The organism is Streptacidiphilus sp. MAP12-33, assembly GCF_041261265.1.
GTDB lineage: Bacteria > Actinomycetota > Actinomycetes > Streptomycetales > Streptomycetaceae > Streptacidiphilus.
Map to the genome: position 1 here is coordinate 1 of NZ_JBGCCA010000044.1, position 14,218 is coordinate 14,218.

At 73.8% G+C, this 14,218-nt stretch carries 12 protein-coding genes; 6 read left to right on the top strand and 6 right to left on the bottom strand.

Translation table 11 applies throughout. From position 1 onward, the window contains the following. The coding region (locus ABH931_RS33895) for a hypothetical protein (protein WP_370122164.1) at positions 1-235 on the bottom strand (235 nt) is incomplete at its 3' end. A gap of 276 nt (positions 236-511) precedes the next feature. Further along, positions 512-1,315, bottom strand: a complete 804-nt coding sequence (gene lepB, locus ABH931_RS33900) for a signal peptidase I (protein ID WP_370122167.1) — start codon at positions 1,313-1,315, stop codon at positions 512-514. Between the two features lie 107 nt (positions 1,316-1,422). Here lepB and ABH931_RS33905 point away from each other — a divergent pair, with 107 nt between their 5' ends. From ABH931_RS33905 to ABH931_RS33920, 4 genes are read left to right on the top strand one after another with little or no spacing between them, the layout of a single operon-like run. Then, complete coding sequence (locus tag ABH931_RS33905) at positions 1,423-2,064, top strand: TetR/AcrR family transcriptional regulator (RefSeq protein ID WP_370122170.1); 642 nt, start codon at positions 1,423-1,425, stop codon at positions 2,062-2,064. Then, on the top strand, positions 2,061-3,740 hold the full coding sequence (locus tag ABH931_RS33910; RefSeq protein WP_370122173.1) for an acyl-CoA dehydrogenase family protein: 1,680 nt from the start codon (positions 2,061-2,063) through the stop codon (positions 3,738-3,740). Before ABH931_RS33905 ends, ABH931_RS33910 begins: the two co-directional genes overlap by 4 nt. 37 nt (positions 3,741-3,777) lie before the next feature. Beyond that, entirely contained in the window at positions 3,778-4,419 is a 642-nt protein-coding gene (locus ABH931_RS33915; RefSeq protein WP_370122176.1) for a DinB family protein, read from the top strand. A 6-nt stretch (positions 4,420-4,425) separates the two neighbouring features. Continuing rightward, the gene (locus tag ABH931_RS33920; protein WP_370122178.1) at positions 4,426-5,358 is read left to right on the top strand and encodes a phytoene/squalene synthase family protein; all 933 of its coding nucleotides are present in this window, start codon (positions 4,426-4,428) and stop codon (positions 5,356-5,358) included. Between the two features lie 156 nt (positions 5,359-5,514). On the opposite strand, the gene ABH931_RS33925 is transcribed toward ABH931_RS33920, so the two are convergent. Further along, positions 5,515-6,276, bottom strand: coding sequence for a peptidylprolyl isomerase (locus ABH931_RS33925; RefSeq protein ID WP_370122181.1), 762 nt, complete (start codon positions 6,274-6,276; stop codon positions 5,515-5,517). Between the two features lie 170 nt (positions 6,277-6,446). Here ABH931_RS33925 and ABH931_RS33930 point away from each other — a divergent pair, with 170 nt between their 5' ends. Together ABH931_RS33930 and ABH931_RS33935 are read left to right on the top strand one after the other, a co-directional pair. Further along, complete coding sequence (locus ABH931_RS33930; RefSeq protein WP_370122183.1) at positions 6,447-6,770, top strand: hypothetical protein; 324 nt, start codon at positions 6,447-6,449, stop codon at positions 6,768-6,770. A 213-nt stretch (positions 6,771-6,983) separates the two neighbouring features. Next, positions 6,984-10,922 (top strand): SpoIIE family protein phosphatase, encoded by a 3,939-nt coding sequence (locus ABH931_RS33935; RefSeq protein ID WP_370122186.1) that lies wholly within the window; start codon positions 6,984-6,986, stop codon positions 10,920-10,922. Positions 10,923-11,035: 113 nt separating this feature from the next. Here the strand turns inward: ABH931_RS33935 and ABH931_RS33940 are convergent, their stop codons facing one another. The 3 genes from ABH931_RS33940 to ABH931_RS33950 form a co-directional block, all read right to left on the bottom strand. Beyond that, complete coding sequence (locus ABH931_RS33940; protein ID WP_370122189.1) at positions 11,036-12,487, bottom strand: amidase; 1,452 nt, start codon at positions 12,485-12,487, stop codon at positions 11,036-11,038. 80 nt (positions 12,488-12,567) lie between these two features. Beyond that, on the bottom strand, positions 12,568-13,752 hold the full coding sequence (locus tag ABH931_RS33945) for a serine hydrolase domain-containing protein (RefSeq protein WP_370122192.1): 1,185 nt from the start codon (positions 13,750-13,752) through the stop codon (positions 12,568-12,570). Positions 13,753-13,775: 23 nt separating this feature from the next. Next, entirely contained in the window at positions 13,776-14,153 is a 378-nt protein-coding gene (locus ABH931_RS33950) for a YbjQ family protein (protein ID WP_370122195.1), read from the bottom strand. Positions 14,154-14,218: the final 65 nt, after the last annotated feature.

Here is a 14,218-nt window from a genome sequence, read left to right on the forward strand (position 1 = left end):
AGGCCGCCCACTCGCTCATCTTCGCGTTCTGGGCGACGGTCGGAATCGCACCGTGGCGGTAGGAGTGCCCGTAGGCCGGGCTGTAGGGGTTGGCCACGGCTGAGCCGTGACCTGCGGCCGGGCTGGCCGCAGCGGGGGAGGTGGCGGCGGCCATGGCCGCGCCGGTCGCGAGCGAGAGCGTCGCGAGGCCGGACACGGCCAGTCGACGCCAGTCGCGGCGAGGGGTGTTGCCCATGGTGAGGGTGGTCCTCTCTGCACTCTGCCAGCCGCCCGGCCTGGTTGGTCCGGGCGGTATTGCGATGCACGCAGAACGCCCGCCCGCGGCCCGGGTTCGGGCATGGACGGGGAGAAGAGCTGAGACGCGACCAGGGATGCACCACTGGCCGTGGTGTAGCAAAGCAGAGTTGTTGGCCGATGGTCAACAGCGCCGCCACAGGAACAGTGGAGTGAGGCGCTGTGACACGGAAGTGAATTCTGATTGATCATCAGAATACGGCTGATCAGCCGCGGTTCAGCTGCTGCGCCGCCGCGTGCGGCCGACCAGGACGACCCCGGCGGCCACGGCCACGACGGCGATCGCGCCGATCGCGATCGGCTCGGCCAGGCCGTCGTCCGGCGCGGTGAGCCCCGGCTGGTGGAACGTGGCCGGCTCCGGCAGCGTGGCCCAGCGCCCGATCGGCCAGGCCACGATGTCCGCGCGGCCCACCACGTCCGACAGTGGCACGAACCCGCCGCCGCGCCCCTGGATGCGCTGCCAGCGGGAGTCGGCGGAGTCGTCGCGGTGGTCGCCCATCACCCACAGGTCGCCCTTGGGGACCTTGACCGTTCCGACCGGGTTGGTGTCGCAGGGCTTCTCGCCCGGAAAGAGGTACGGCTCGCTCAGGGCATGGCCGTCGACCCGCAGTGGCTGTCCCGCCACGCAGGTCACCGTGTCCCCGCCGACGGCGATCACCCGCTTGATCAGGTAGCTGTCGGAGGCGGAGGGCATCAGTCCGACGTCACTGAGCACGTTCTGCACGTCGTAGCCGAGGCCGCTGTGCGGTTTCGGGGCCTCGGGGGTGCCCTCGAGCCAGTGCCCGGGGTCCTTGAAGACCACCACGTCGCCACGGGCCGGAGTGGCGCCGAACCACGGGCTGAACTTGTCGACCAGCACACGGTCGCCCTTGAGCAGCGTGTTGTTCATCGAGCCGGAGGGGATGGAGAACGCCTGGAAGCCGAAGGTCTTCACCACCACGGCCAGCACGAGCGCGGCGACCACGACCACCGACGCCTCTCGCAGGAACGAACCCCCACCACGCCGCCCGGCCTTCGCCACTACGTCCCCCCAGTCACAAGATTCGACGATCCCGCGCTGAACAACGAACGGGAGTTCCCGGGGCCGGCGGGGGTGACCAAAGGTCTGAATGGTGGTTCACTTCTTTCGTGGCCTACCGAGAGACCCCTGCCGTCCGTGCGCGGCTCGACGCCGCCCGCACGCGCCTGGTCGAGGAGGCGACCGCCGTCGTCGCCGAGGTCGGCTGGGCCGGGGCCTCGGTCGGGGTGGTGGCAGCAGCGGCGGGGATGTCGGCCGGCTCGGTCTACCAGCACTTCCCCTCGAAGTCGGCGCTCGCGGTCGAGGTCTTCCGGCGCGCGGCCGGGCGGGAGGTCGAGGTGCTGGGCGCGGTGCTCGGCGGCAGCGGCGGAGACGCCGCCACCCGGCTGGCGCGCGGGGTGGAGGTCTTCGCGCGGCGCGCCCTGGAGTCCCGCGGGCTCGCCCACGCCCTGCTCGCCGCACCCGCCGACGAGGCCGTCGGCACCGAACGGCTGGAGTTCCGGCGCCGCTACCGCGCCCTGTTCGCGGACGTGGTCCGCGAGGGCACCGAGGCCGGACTGCTCCCGCCGCAGGACCCCGAGGTGACTGCCGCCGCACTGACCGGCGCCGTGGGCGAGGTGCTGGTCGACCCGCTCGCCGCGCCCGGCAGCCCCGCCGCCGCCGACGCCCTGCTCTGCGAACTGACCGCCCTGGCGCTGCGTTGCGCCGGCGCGCCGCCCACCCGCCGTACCGAGCCCGGGAGACGACCGTGACCGAGAGCCTGCGCAGCGAACCCGCCGCCCGCACCCACGTGGTGACCAACCAGGCCCCGCCGCTCGTCGGCCACGACGTCGCCGCCGACCCGGTGCTGCTCGAGGGCCTGCACCGGGAGGGCGCCGGCTGGTACGAGGCGGACCTGCACCGCGTCGGGCTGCTCGCGGGCAGCGAGGAGGTGCAGCACTGGGCCGAGCAGGCCAACCGGCACGAGCCGGAGCTGCGCACCCACGACCGGTACGGCAACCGCGTCGACGAGGTCGAGTTCCACCCGGCCTACCACCGGCTGATGGACGTCGCCGTGCGCGAGGGCCTCGCGGGTGCGGCCTGGGCCGACACCCGGCCCGGCGCCCATGTCGCGCGCGCGGCCGGCTTCATGACCTGGAGCACCCCGGAGTCGGGACACGGCTGTCCGATCTCCATGACCTACGCCGTCATCCCGGCTCTCCGGGTCCAGCCCGAACTCGCGGACCGGTATGAGCCGTTGCTGACCAGCCGGGTCTACGATCCGGGCCTGGCCGCGCCGCTGGGCAAGCGCGGGCTGCTCGCCGGGATGGGCATGACGGAGAAGCAGGGAGGCACCGACGTCCGCGCCAACACCACGACCGCCGTCGAACGACCGGACGGCAGTTGGCGCCTGCGCGGCCACAAGTGGTTCACCAGCGCCCCGATGAACGACCTCTTCCTGGTCCTGGCGCAGGCGCCCGGTGGGCTCTCCTGCTTCCTGGTGCCGCGCGTCCTGCCGGACGGCAGCCGCAACACCTTCCGGATCCAGCGCCTGAAGGACAAGCTCGGCAACCGTTCCAACGCCAGCAGCGAGCCGGAGTTCGACGACACCGTCGCCTGGCTCGTCGGCCCGCAGGGTCAGGGCGTGCGGACCATCATCGGCATGGTCGCCGCCACCCGGCTCGACTGCGTCCTCGGCTCGGCCTCCGGCATTCGCGCCGCGCTCGCCCAGGCCGACCACCACGCGCGCCACCGCTCCGTCTTCGGCGTCACGCTGGTCGACCAGCCGCTGATGCGCAACGTCGTCGCGGACCTCGCGCTGGAGTCGGAGGCGGCCACGACGCTGGCCCTGCGCCTGGCCGGGGCCACCGACCGCGCCCAGCGCGGCGATGCGCAGGAGCGGGCGTTCCTGCGCCTGGCCACCGCGGTCGGCAAGTACTGGGTCTGCAAGCGGCAGCCCGCCGCCGTCGCGGAGGCGCTGGAGTGCCTCGGCGGCAACGGCTACGACGAGGCGTCGGGCCTGCCCCGGCTCTACCGCGACGCGCCGCTCAACGGCATCTGGGAGGGCTCCGGCAACGTCCAGGCGCTGGACGTGCTGCGGGCGCTGGGCCGCGAGCCGGAGGCCGTGCACGCCTTCGCGGCCGAGATCGAGTCCGCCAAGGGCGCCGACGCGCGCCTGGACGCCGCGTGGGAGCGCGTCCGCGCCCAGCTGACCCAGGCCGCGGCGGCCACCCCGGCCGACGCCCAGGCGGGCGCCCGGCGCCTGGTCGAGTCCCTCGCCCTGGTCCTCCAGGGCTCCCTGCTCGTCCGCCACGCACCGCACGCCGTCGCCGACGCCTTCTGCGCGGCCCGGCTGGAGGAGGGTCGCGGCCTCGCCTTCGGCACGCTGACGGACGGCGTGGCGGTCGGAAACCTGCTCGCCCGCACCCCGCAGGGGCTGCGAGACTGACGCGCAGTCACAGAGCAACGGTGGAGGTGGGCACAGTATGAAGGTTCCCGGACGGCTCGAACCCCTGCTGGAGCAGTACGACTTCGCCTGCACCCGGCTGGTGCAGCGGCTCGGCGGGCCGTTCGTCGACAGCGGCAACGGTCTGGAGATCCCGGTGCCGCCGCTGACGGACGCGGAGTACCGGTGGGAGCCGGTGGCGGGCGCGTGGAGTGTGCGCCCGCGGGAGGCCGGGGTCCTCGGGCGCGGGGCGACCGGGCTGGTCGGCGCGGGGGAGTGGGGGCGCGACGGCGCGCCCGTCCACCCCGTGCCGCCGCCGTTCACCACGCTCGCCTGGCGCCTCAGCCACCTGGCCGAGATGCTCGCTCTGCGCGCCGAGTACACCGTCGGCGCGCACCGGCTCACCCGCGACGACCACGTGACCCCGGGCGATGCCGTGGGCGCGGTCGCCGCGTTCGAGGCGGCGGCACAGGCGTGGCGGGAGGCGCTGCTCGCCGTGCCCGACGAGGCGACGCTCGACAAGATCGGGCACAGTCGCTACCCCGACGGCAGTGACCCGGAGGACCGGTTCCTCGAGACGGTGTGGTGGGTCAACCAGGAGGTGCTGCACCACGGCGCGGAGATCGCGCTGCTGCGGGACCTGTACCGGGAGCGGGAGCGCCTGGCGGCTGTGCCAGGCTGATCGTCCGTGAGCCTTCTGCATCCCCTGACCCGCTGGACCCGAACGTTGGACGCGGCGGGCGTCACCGACCCGGCGCTGCGCGCCGACTACGGCGCGCAGCGCCGCGCGGTGCGCCGCTACCGGCGCGAGGCCTACGTCGCCGCCCGGCTGCTGGTCCCGCCGGAGCTGGTGCCGCACCTGCTCGTGGCGACGGCGTTCATGCACCACACCGACGCCCTGCTGGACTCCGGGCCGCCGGACGGGCGGCGTACGGCCTACGCCGCCTGGGACCGGGACGTGCGCGCCGCGCTCGCGGGTGGCCCCGCCGCCGATGCCGATGACCCGCTGGTCCGCGCCCTCGCCCACAGCTGCACCGTCCTTCCCGCGCTCGGCGGGCACGTCACGGCGTTCCTGGACACCGCGCTGACGGATCTCGACTTCGCCGGGTTCGCGACCGAAGGGGAGTACCAGGCCTACGTCGACGCGTACTCGCTGCCCGCCGTGCTGGTCCTCGCCTCCGTCCTGGCCCCGGTGACCCCGCAACTGCGCGCCGCCTGCCGCGCGTGGATCGACGGCGGCCAGCGGGTCGACTTCGTCGCGGACCTCGCCGAGGACCTGACGGCCGGTCGTCCGGGCATCCCCGAGGAGACCCTGACCGCTTTCGCGGTCACCCGCGAGGACCTCGCCGCGGCACGCGACACCCCACCCGTCCGCGCCCTGCTCACCCACCTCCTCGACCTCGCCGAATCCTCCCTCACCGACGGCCGCGCCCTGGTCGACGTCACCCCGCCCGCGACCCGTCCGATGGTCCGCGCGATGGTGACCTTGGACGAACTCACCGTGAAGGCCGCCCGCGCGAAGGGCCCCGAGGTCCTACGAACAGGCGCCCGCCCACCGGTCCGGGCCGCCCTCGCCCTCCTCGGACGCGAGTACCTCGCCGCCCGGCGCACTCCGCGCTGAGGGGAGGCGCACCGCCAGGACGGGCAGGTCACCGCCCCCGCTCCTGCCGGACCCCGCCCCCCGGGCCCCGCTCGGCATGACGCTGTCGATCACTGACAGCAGGAGAACCGCACAGGGTGGCGCGGTTCTCCTGCTCGCCTGGCTGCGTCACCGGCGTCAGTCGCGGACGATCTGCGCCCGGTGGATGTCGACGGGGAGGGTCGGGAAGCCGTCGCCGGGGCCGTTCTGGTCGTCCTCGCCGGCGGCGGCGATCTTGAGGAGGACGTCCATGCCGGCCGTGACGCGGCCGAAGGGCGTGTAGGCCGGGGAGAGCTTGGTGTCCTTCCAGACGAAGAAGAACTGGCTGCCGTTCGTGTTCGGGCCGGCGTTGGCCATCGCGACGGTGCCGGCCGGGTAGGTCGCGCCGGTGAGGTTCTCGTCGTTGAAGGAGTAGCCCGGAGCACCCGAGCCGGTGCCGGTCGGGTCGCCGCACTGGAGGACGTAGATGCGCTGGGTCGTCAGCCGGTGGCAGTGGGTGCGGTCGTAGAAGCCGTGCTGGGTCAGGAAGCGGAAGGAGAAGGTGGTGCACGGCGCCGCCGCCGTGAGCGCTTGGAACGTGACCGTGCCCTGGCTGGTGTGGAGCTTGACCGAAAACGGCTGGGCCGCCTTCTTCGCGTCGAAGACCGGGATGCCCTTGAAGCGGTCCGCCGGGACGGAGGCGACGAAGCCGCACGGGTCGGCCGCCGTGGCCGCGCGGACGTGCGCGGGCGCCGCGTGCGGGGCCGGGGCGAGGCTCTCGCTGCCCGCGCCGCCGGAGGTGTCCGCCGCGGCGGCGGTGCCGAGGCCGAGGACGAGCGCGGAGGCGGCGACCAGCGGCAGCCAGCGCCGGGGGCGGACAGGGGTGGAGGCCGAGCGGTTCCGGCGAAGGAACGAGGGCATCGAGGGGTCCTTCCAGGGGACGACGGTGTCCGTTCTTGGCATGACCCCACAGAACTTCCCCGCCACGCGGCCGACTACGCGCACCAGCCGCCCCGCGCGTACCGTGGAGGTGTCCGGCGGGACGTTCGTACAGCTCAGCCGGGGTCGTGAACCACGGAGGTGGACACACGATGAAACTGCTCCAACGACACAAGAAGCCCGCCCATCCCATGGCCGCCATGTCCGGTGCCCGCACCGAGGACGTCATGGACAGCGAGGGCGGCAGCTTCCACCACGCGGCCCAGCAGCCGCTCGTCGACATCGCGCCCTACGCCACCGACACCCGCTACCGGCTGGTCCGGATGGGCGACGGCCCGATGGAGCCGCTGGCGCGGGAGGAGTTCGTGCCGCGCGTGCACCAGCGCTTCCCCGAGCTCGACCTCGACGACGCGGAGCTCGTGCACTGGTCCGACCGGCCGTGGCAGTGGCCGCCCTGGCACCCGGGCCAGGCCTGAGAACGCGGTGCCCCGGAGCGCTCCCGCCCCGGGGCACGCGCATGCCGCCCGCGTCGCGGGCCACCCCGATCGGCGGGCACTGGGCGCGCGGAGGCGCGTACACGCGGGAAGAATGGGGACGAAGTTCTCCCACACGGCGCGAGCTGCACGGCGCGGCCGGCGCACACGACGCGCGGGCGCGCGGTCAGCGCTCACCTGGGCGGTTACCTGGCGATGCGATCCGACGAGCAGGGCAGCGCGCAGCCGGGCGGCGAGCTGGACGCCAGCCGCGGCGCGGCCGCGGCGCAGGCACGTCCCGGCGGGCTGCTGACGATACCGATCGCGACGGCGCTGATCCTCGACGACGGCACGATCCTGCACTGGAGCCGCGACGCCCAGTCCCTCCTCGGCTACTCGCCCGAGGAGGCCATCGGCAGCCGCGCCGCCGACCTGCTCACCACGCCCGAGAACCGCGACCTGGTGCTGACGCTGTTCACCGCCATCGTCGGCGGCAAGGACTGGTCCGGGGTCTTCCCGGTCCGCCACCGCGACGGGCACCTGGTCAACCTGGAGTTCCGCACCCACCCGCTCACGGGACCGAACGGCCACCCGCTGGTGCTCGCCGTCGCCTCGGACGTGCGGTCGCTGCGGCAGCTGGAGTCCGACCTGGCGGTGCTGGACAGCTTCTTCACCCAGGCGCCGGTCGGCATGGCCGTCTACGACGACCAGCTGCGCTTCGTCCGGCTCAACGACGCCCTCGCGCGCACCAACGGAGTTCCGGTCGAGGAGCACCTGGGCCGCCGCATCACCGAGGTGCTGCCGGGGCTGAACGGGGAGGAGATCGAGGCGGTCATGCACTCCGTGCTGACCAGCGGCGATCCGGTCGTCGACGCCCGCTCGCACGGCCTGACCGCCAGCGATCCCGAGAACGAGCACGCCTGGTCCGCGTCCTACTTCCGCCTGGAGGAGCCCAGCGGCCGGGTGCTCGGCGTCAGCTCCACCATCGTGGACGTGACCGCGCGCTTCCACGCCGAGAAGCGCGCCGTGCGGGCGCGCGAGCGCCTGGAGGTGCTCTCGGACGCGAGCGCCCGCATCGGCACCACCCTGGAGCTGGTCCGCACGGCGCGCGAACTGGTCGACGCGATGGTCCCGCGGGTCGCCGACGTCGCGGCGGTGTTCGTGCTGGACCATCTGGTGGCCACCGAGAAGGCCGACCGGGAGGACGCGGGCCACACGGGCCACGCGGGCGATGGGCAGGCCGAGGCGGCGGCCACGGCCCCCCGGGCCCGCCCGGGTGCGCTGGGGGCCGTGGCGGAGACCCCGCAGTCCGTGCGACGGCTCGCGGTCGCGGGGCTGACCACGCCGCCGGACGGCGCGCCCGGACCAGGGCCCAGGCCAGGGGCGGCGGCCAGGCCGGGGCCCGTCGGCCCGGGGACCGGGGCCGGGCCAGGACGGAAGGAGGCGCGGCGGGGCGAGGTGCTGTCGGTGCCCGCGCGGTCCGGGTACGCCGTCGCGATGGCGACCGGCCGGACCGTCACCCTCCCGGCGGGCGGCCGGACGGACGAGCTGCTGGCCGCCCTGCTCGGCGCGGCGCCCGGCGGCGGGGAGCCCGGCCGGACCGGGCCGGTGCGGATCACGCCGCTCGTCGCCCGGGGCACCGTCCTCGGCATGGTCGTCTACCTGCGGCGCGGCGACCGGGAGGCATTCGAGGACGAGGACGTCACCCTCGGCGACGAGCTCGCCTCCCGGGCCGCCGTCGCGATCGACAACGCCCGGCTCTACCTGCGTGAACACCAGACGCTGCTGGCCCGGCAGCTGGCCCTGCAGGAGGCGAACGCCGCCCGCAAGCGCCTCGCGCTCGTCAACGAGGCCTCCACCCGTATCGGCACCACCCTCGACCTGCAGCGCACCGCGCAGGAGCTGGCCGAGGTGGCCTCCCCGGGGTTGGCCGACAGTGTCGTCGTGGAGGTGCTGGAGGACCTCGTTCTCGGTGACGGGCACGGCACGATCGAGCCGCGCGGGCCCGCCGACCGCTCCGCGCTGCTGCGCCGCCTGGGCTTCCACAGCGTCCCCGGCGCGGGCATCCGGCCGATCTCGCCCGTCGGCAGCGTCCACCGGTTCCACCCGGCCACCCCTTACGCCTGGTGCCTGGCCCACCGGCGGCCCGTCCTGGTGCCCGAGCTGGACGAGCAGGCGCTGCGCTGGTTCGACGCCGACCCACTGCGCGCGCGTCAGGTGCGCGCCGACGGGGTGCGTTCGTTCATGGTGGTGCCGCTGATCGCACGCGGCGCGGCGCTGGGCGTCGCCTGCTTCTACCGGACTGTCACCCACCGGCCCTACGACCAGGAGGACCTCGCCCTCGCCGGAGAGCTGGCCTCCCGCGCGGCCGTGGCCATCGACAACGCCCGCCTGTTCACGCGTGAGCGGGACGCGTCCACGGCGCGCGAGCACGCGCTGGTCGAGGCGCAGGCGGCGCAGGCCCGGCTGGCGCTGCTGAACGACGCCAGCAGCCAGATCGGCACCACCCTGGACATCCAGCGCACCGCGGAGGAGCTGGTCGAGCTGGTGGTGCCGCGCTTCGCGGACTTCGTCACCGTGGACCTGCTGGACGCCGTGGTCCAGGACGGCTTCACCGAGGAGGACCAGCCGCTGATGCCGGAGGACGGCCGGGTGCTGCTGCGGGCCGTCGCCGTCGGCGAGGTCCAGGGCAACCTGCTCGGTAACGCCGCCGACCAGGTGGGCCAGGTCTCGCGCTCGGCCGCGATCTACGCCGAGAGCCTGCGGACCGGGCGGTCGATCATGTTCGCCGAGATCGACGTGGAGACGATGCACCGGATCACCTCGCACGAGAACCGCGTCGAGCCGGCCCTGCGGGCGGGCGTGCACTCCTATCTGATGGTCCCTCTGCTGGCGCGCGGTCAGGTCCTCGGCGGCGCCGAGTTCATCCGGATGACCCACAACCCCGCGCCCTTCGACGACGAGGACGTCGCCCTGGCCGAGGAGCTCGCCGCCCGCGCGGCCGTCGCCATCGACAACGCCCGTCTGTACCGGCGCGAGCGCAGCACCGCGCTGATGCTCCAGCACAGCCTGCTGCCCCAGGAGATCCGCACCACGCCGGGCCTCGACATCGCCTACCGGTACCTGCCGGCGAGCGTCATCAGCGAGGTCGGCGGCGACTGGTTCGACGTCATCCCGCTCTCCTGCGGGCGGGTCGCGCTGGTCGTCGGCGACGTCATGGGCCACGGCATGCGGGCCGCCGCGAGCATGGGCCAACTGCGCACCGCCGCACGGACCCTCATCGGCATGGACCTCGCCCCCGACCGGGTGCTGCGCCGCCTGGACGAGACCGCGGCCGCGATGGGCGAGGGCCAGTTCGCCACCTGCGTGTGCGCGGTCTTCGACCCGCTGGACGGACGGGTCTCCCTCGCCTCCGCGGGCCACCTGCCGCCCGTCCTGGTCGCGCCCGACGGCGCGGCGGAGCTGTTGCCGCTGCCGACGGGCGCGCCGCTCGGGGTCGGTGGAGTCCCTTTCGAGGCAGTGGAGTTCACCCTCCCCGGCGAGGCCCTGCTCTGCCTCTACACCGACGGCCTGGTCGAACGTCGCGGCCGCGACCTGGACGTGGGCCTGGAACTCCTGCGTGACACCGTCGCGGAGAACCGCGACTCGCTGGAGGAGCGCTGCGACGCCGTCCTGGAGGCCCTGGCGGCCGGCAACAGCGAGGACGACATCGCCGTCATCCTCGCCCGCGTCCTGCCGCGCCGCCCCGACTGGATCGCGGTCCTGGAGCTCTCCGACGACCCCGAGGTGGTCGGCGAGGCCCGCCGCTTCGTCCGCAGGACGCTCGCCTCCTGGCAGTTGACGGGCCTGACGGACGTCGCGCAGCTGCTGGTCAGCGAACTGGTCAGCAACGCCCTGCTGCACGCCGGCCACCCCACCCAACTGCGGCTGATCCGCGACCGCGTCCTGAGCATCGCCGTCGCGGACACCGACGCCCGCGTCCCGCGGGTGCGCCACGCCGGGGCGGAGGACGAGGGTGGCCGCGGCATGCTGCTGATCAACGAACTCGCTTACCGCTGGGGCAATCGCGCCACGGCGGAGGGAAAACTCGTCTGGCTGGAACTCGAACTCCCCATCGGCCCCTTCGGCGGCGCCACGGGCGAGGGCGCGCCCTGACCGGAGAAGCCCTGACCGGAACGGCTCGGTCGGCGCCCGCCCGTCGGTCGATGCCGTGCTCGGCCTGCGGGCCGTCCCCCGCTCCGGCGTGCCGGGGCGGGGGACCGACAGCGCTACCTCGGCGCCTGGAAGCCGCCGATCCGCTGTTCGAGGAGCTCGGCCAGCCGCAGCGGCGTGCGGTCCTCGAAGGCCGGACCGATGAGCTGCACGCCCACCGGCAGGCCCTCGGGGGACCGGCCCGCCGGCACGGCGGTGGCGGGCAGGCCCGGCATGGTGGCCAGGCCGGCCCAGACGAGCTGGTCGAGGTAGGGGTGTGCGACGCCGTCGATGTCGAGCCGGCGCGCCCTCGGATCGGGCTCGGGGTCGTGCGGGAACGCGGGAGTGGGCGTGATCGGGCAGACCACGACGTCGAACTCGGCGAACAGGCGCCGCCAGGCGTGACGGTGGAGCTCCCGGCCGCGGTCCGCCGCGATCCAGTCGCGATGGCTGAGCACCATGGCGCGCAGCCGCTCCGCCTCCAGGCCGCGGTCGTCCGCGCCCAGCGCGGCGGCGTGGGCCCGCAGTTCCTCGTACGCCTCGACGGGGAAGCGCGCGGTCACGCTCGAGAACAGCAACCGCGTGTAGACGAGGGCGGCCTCGGCGAGATCGGGCAGCATCGGACTGTGCCGCGCGACGACGGCGCCACCGTCCGTGAGCGCGTCGGCCACCCGCTCCAGGCCGGCCCGTACGGCGGAACCGGTCGGCAGGAGCGGGTGCGAGTCCAGCACCAGGACCCGGAAGTCGCGCAGCCTTTCGTGCCGTGCGGGCGGGAGCGCCACCCGGTGTGCGACACCGTACGTCAGCGGGTCCGGTCCGGCCATGACGTCGAGCAGCAACGAGAGGTCGCGGGCGGAGCGTGCCATCGGACCGGCGACGGCGAGGTCGGGCTCGGTCGGCAGCGCGGGCCCGGGCGGTGGGACCATGCCGCGGGTCGCCACCAGTCCCAGCGTCGGCTTGTGCGCGTAGACGCCGCAGAAGTGCGCCGGTGTGCGCAGGGACCCGCCGATGTCCGAGCCGATGGACAGCGCGCCGAAGCCCGAGGCGAGGGCCGCTGCCGACCCGCCGGAGGACCCGCCCGGAGTGCGGCCGTGGTCCCACGGGTTGGTGGTGGTGCCGTAGATCTCGTTGGAGCTCTGCACGTCGTGCAGGCCCAGTGGAACATTGGTCTTGCCGAGCACCACCGCGCCCGCGGCCTTGAGCCGCGACACCTGCACGGCGTCCTCGGTCGGCACGTACCCCCGGAACTCCGGGATGCCCCAGGTGGTCGGGAGACCGGCCATGTCGTAGGACTCCTTGACCGTCACCGGGATGCCGAGCAGCGGCGCGTCCTCGCCACGGGCCCGTGCCCGGTCGGCGTCGCACGCGGCGGCCCGCGCGCGGTCGAAGTCCGGTACGCAGATCGAATTGATCACCTTGTCGTCCCGCTCGATGCGGGCGATCGCCTCGTCGGTCAGCTCCGCCGAGGTGACGTCACCGGCCCGCATGGCGGCCACGAGATTCTCTGCCGTCTCAAAGATCCACTCCATGGTCCGGACCGTACAGAACGTTCGAAGGAGCCACGAAACAGAATTTTGTACAAGGCAATTGGGGCGGTCCGCGAGGCGCGTCATGCGCCGATCAGGGCGGTCAGTTCGGACCAGAAGGCGGTGACCAACGGCTCCGGAGGAGGCAGGCACTGGGTCAGCAGGACCGCTGCGGTGTCGAGATCGGGGAACGAGTACCAGGTGGTACCGAGTCCTCCGCCCCAGCCGTAGCGCGTGGTCCTCATGGAGGGAGCCGGCGCGACGCCCGTGGTGAAGACCTCGAGCCCGTAGCCCCAGCCCGCTCCGGCGCTGAGGAAGGCCCGGGCCGAGACGGAGCGATCCCGGTCGGCTCCCAGGTGATCGGCGGTCATGGCCGCGACGGACTGCTCCGCCATGAGCGGGGTGCCGTCGTGCGTGCCGCCGCTGAGCAGCATCCGGGCGAAGCGAAGGTAGTCCGAGGCGGTGGAGACGAGTCCACCGCGGGCGTCGGGGAAGCTCGGTCGGTGGTTCCAGCGGCTGGTGGCGTCGGCGCTGTCGAAGAGCTCCAGTCCGTTCCCGCCCGAGGCGTAGCAGGGGACCAGACGGGTGCGTGCCCGGGCGGGAACCCCGAACCCGGTGTCGGTCATGCCCAGTGGGTCGAGCAGGCGGTCTCGGAACAGGTCGTCGAGTGCTTGGCCGCCCGCACGGGCCAGGACCACGCCCAGGACGGCGAAGCCGAGCTCGTACATCCAGTCCGCGCCCGGTTGGTGCAGCAGCGGGAGTTCGGCGAACCGGGTCACCCAGGCGTCGGGCGTGAGCGACACGGAGGGGTCGGGCGGGCCGATGCCCAGGCCGAGCTCGGCAGCTCGCTCCAGGGCCGGGCACGGCGAGTCGAGGACGAATCCGAATCCCATTCGCATCGTCAGGAGGTCGTCCACCGTGATCGGACGCTCCGCCGCCACGGTGTCCTCGATCGGCCCGTCGAGCAGCCGCAGCACGCGACGGCGGGCGAGCTCCGGAACCCACCGCTCGATCGGGGCCTCGAGCGAGAGCGCCCCCTCCTCGGCCAGCATCAGCGTCAGCGCCGCCGTCAGTGGCTTGGTCATCGAGGAGATCCGGAACACCTCGTCGCCCGAGAGCGGAACGTCACCGTCCATGGCGCGGGCGCCGACGGCGGCGACCCGGGTCTCCTTGCCGCGGGAGACCGCCAGCACCGCGCCGGGCACCGCTCCGGCGGCGACATGCTCGGACAGGACCCCCGTGAGGCGGTCCCAGTCCGGCGTCGGCACAGGACCGCCTCCCGCGGGCGGCGTCAGGAGACCGGGCCGAGCGGGCTGATGACGGCGGCGGTGCCGTAGGCGCAGACCTCCGTGCCGTTGCCGGCGGCGTCCGAGACGTCGAACCGCATCATGAGGATGGCGTTGCCGCCGCGCGAGCGGGCCTGCTCGATGAGCCGGTCCATGGCCTGGTTGCGGCTCTCGACCAGGGTCTTGGTGAGTCCGCGGAGTTCGCCGCCGGCGAGGGACTTGAGGCCGGCGCCGATCTGGGTGCCGATGTTGCGCGAGCGGACGGTGAGGCCGAAGACCTCGCCGATGATCCGGTCGACCTTGTAGCCGGGGACGTCGTTGGTGGTGACCACCAGGACGTCCGGTGTGTGCTGCCCGCCGCCGTACTCGTCGATGTTTGCCATGGGCTCATTCTGTGCCACCCAGGGTGCGCCGACAGTGGGGCCAGCACCCGGCGTGTCCCGTGTCC

Excerpts from the sequence above, each read along its gene's own strand:
- ABH931_RS33930 (WP_370122183.1), top strand. The coding sequence starts at position 6,447 with ATGAAACTGCTCCAACGACACAAGAAGCCCGCCCATCCCATGGCCGCC.
- ABH931_RS33950 (WP_370122195.1), bottom strand. The coding sequence starts at position 14,153 with ATGGCAAACATCGACGAGTACGGCGGCGGGCAGCACACACCGGACGTC.
- ABH931_RS33925 (WP_370122181.1), bottom strand. The coding sequence starts at position 6,276 with ATGCCCTCGTTCCTTCGCCGGAACCGCTCGGCCTCCACCCCTGTCCGC.
- ABH931_RS33915 (WP_370122176.1), top strand. The coding sequence starts at position 3,778 with ATGAAGGTTCCCGGACGGCTCGAACCCCTGCTGGAGCAGTACGACTTC.
- ABH931_RS33940 (WP_370122189.1), bottom strand. The coding sequence starts at position 12,487 with ATGGAGTGGATCTTTGAGACGGCAGAGAATCTCGTGGCCGCCATGCGG.
- ABH931_RS33935 (WP_370122186.1), top strand. The coding sequence starts at position 6,984 with ATGCGATCCGACGAGCAGGGCAGCGCGCAGCCGGGCGGCGAGCTGGAC.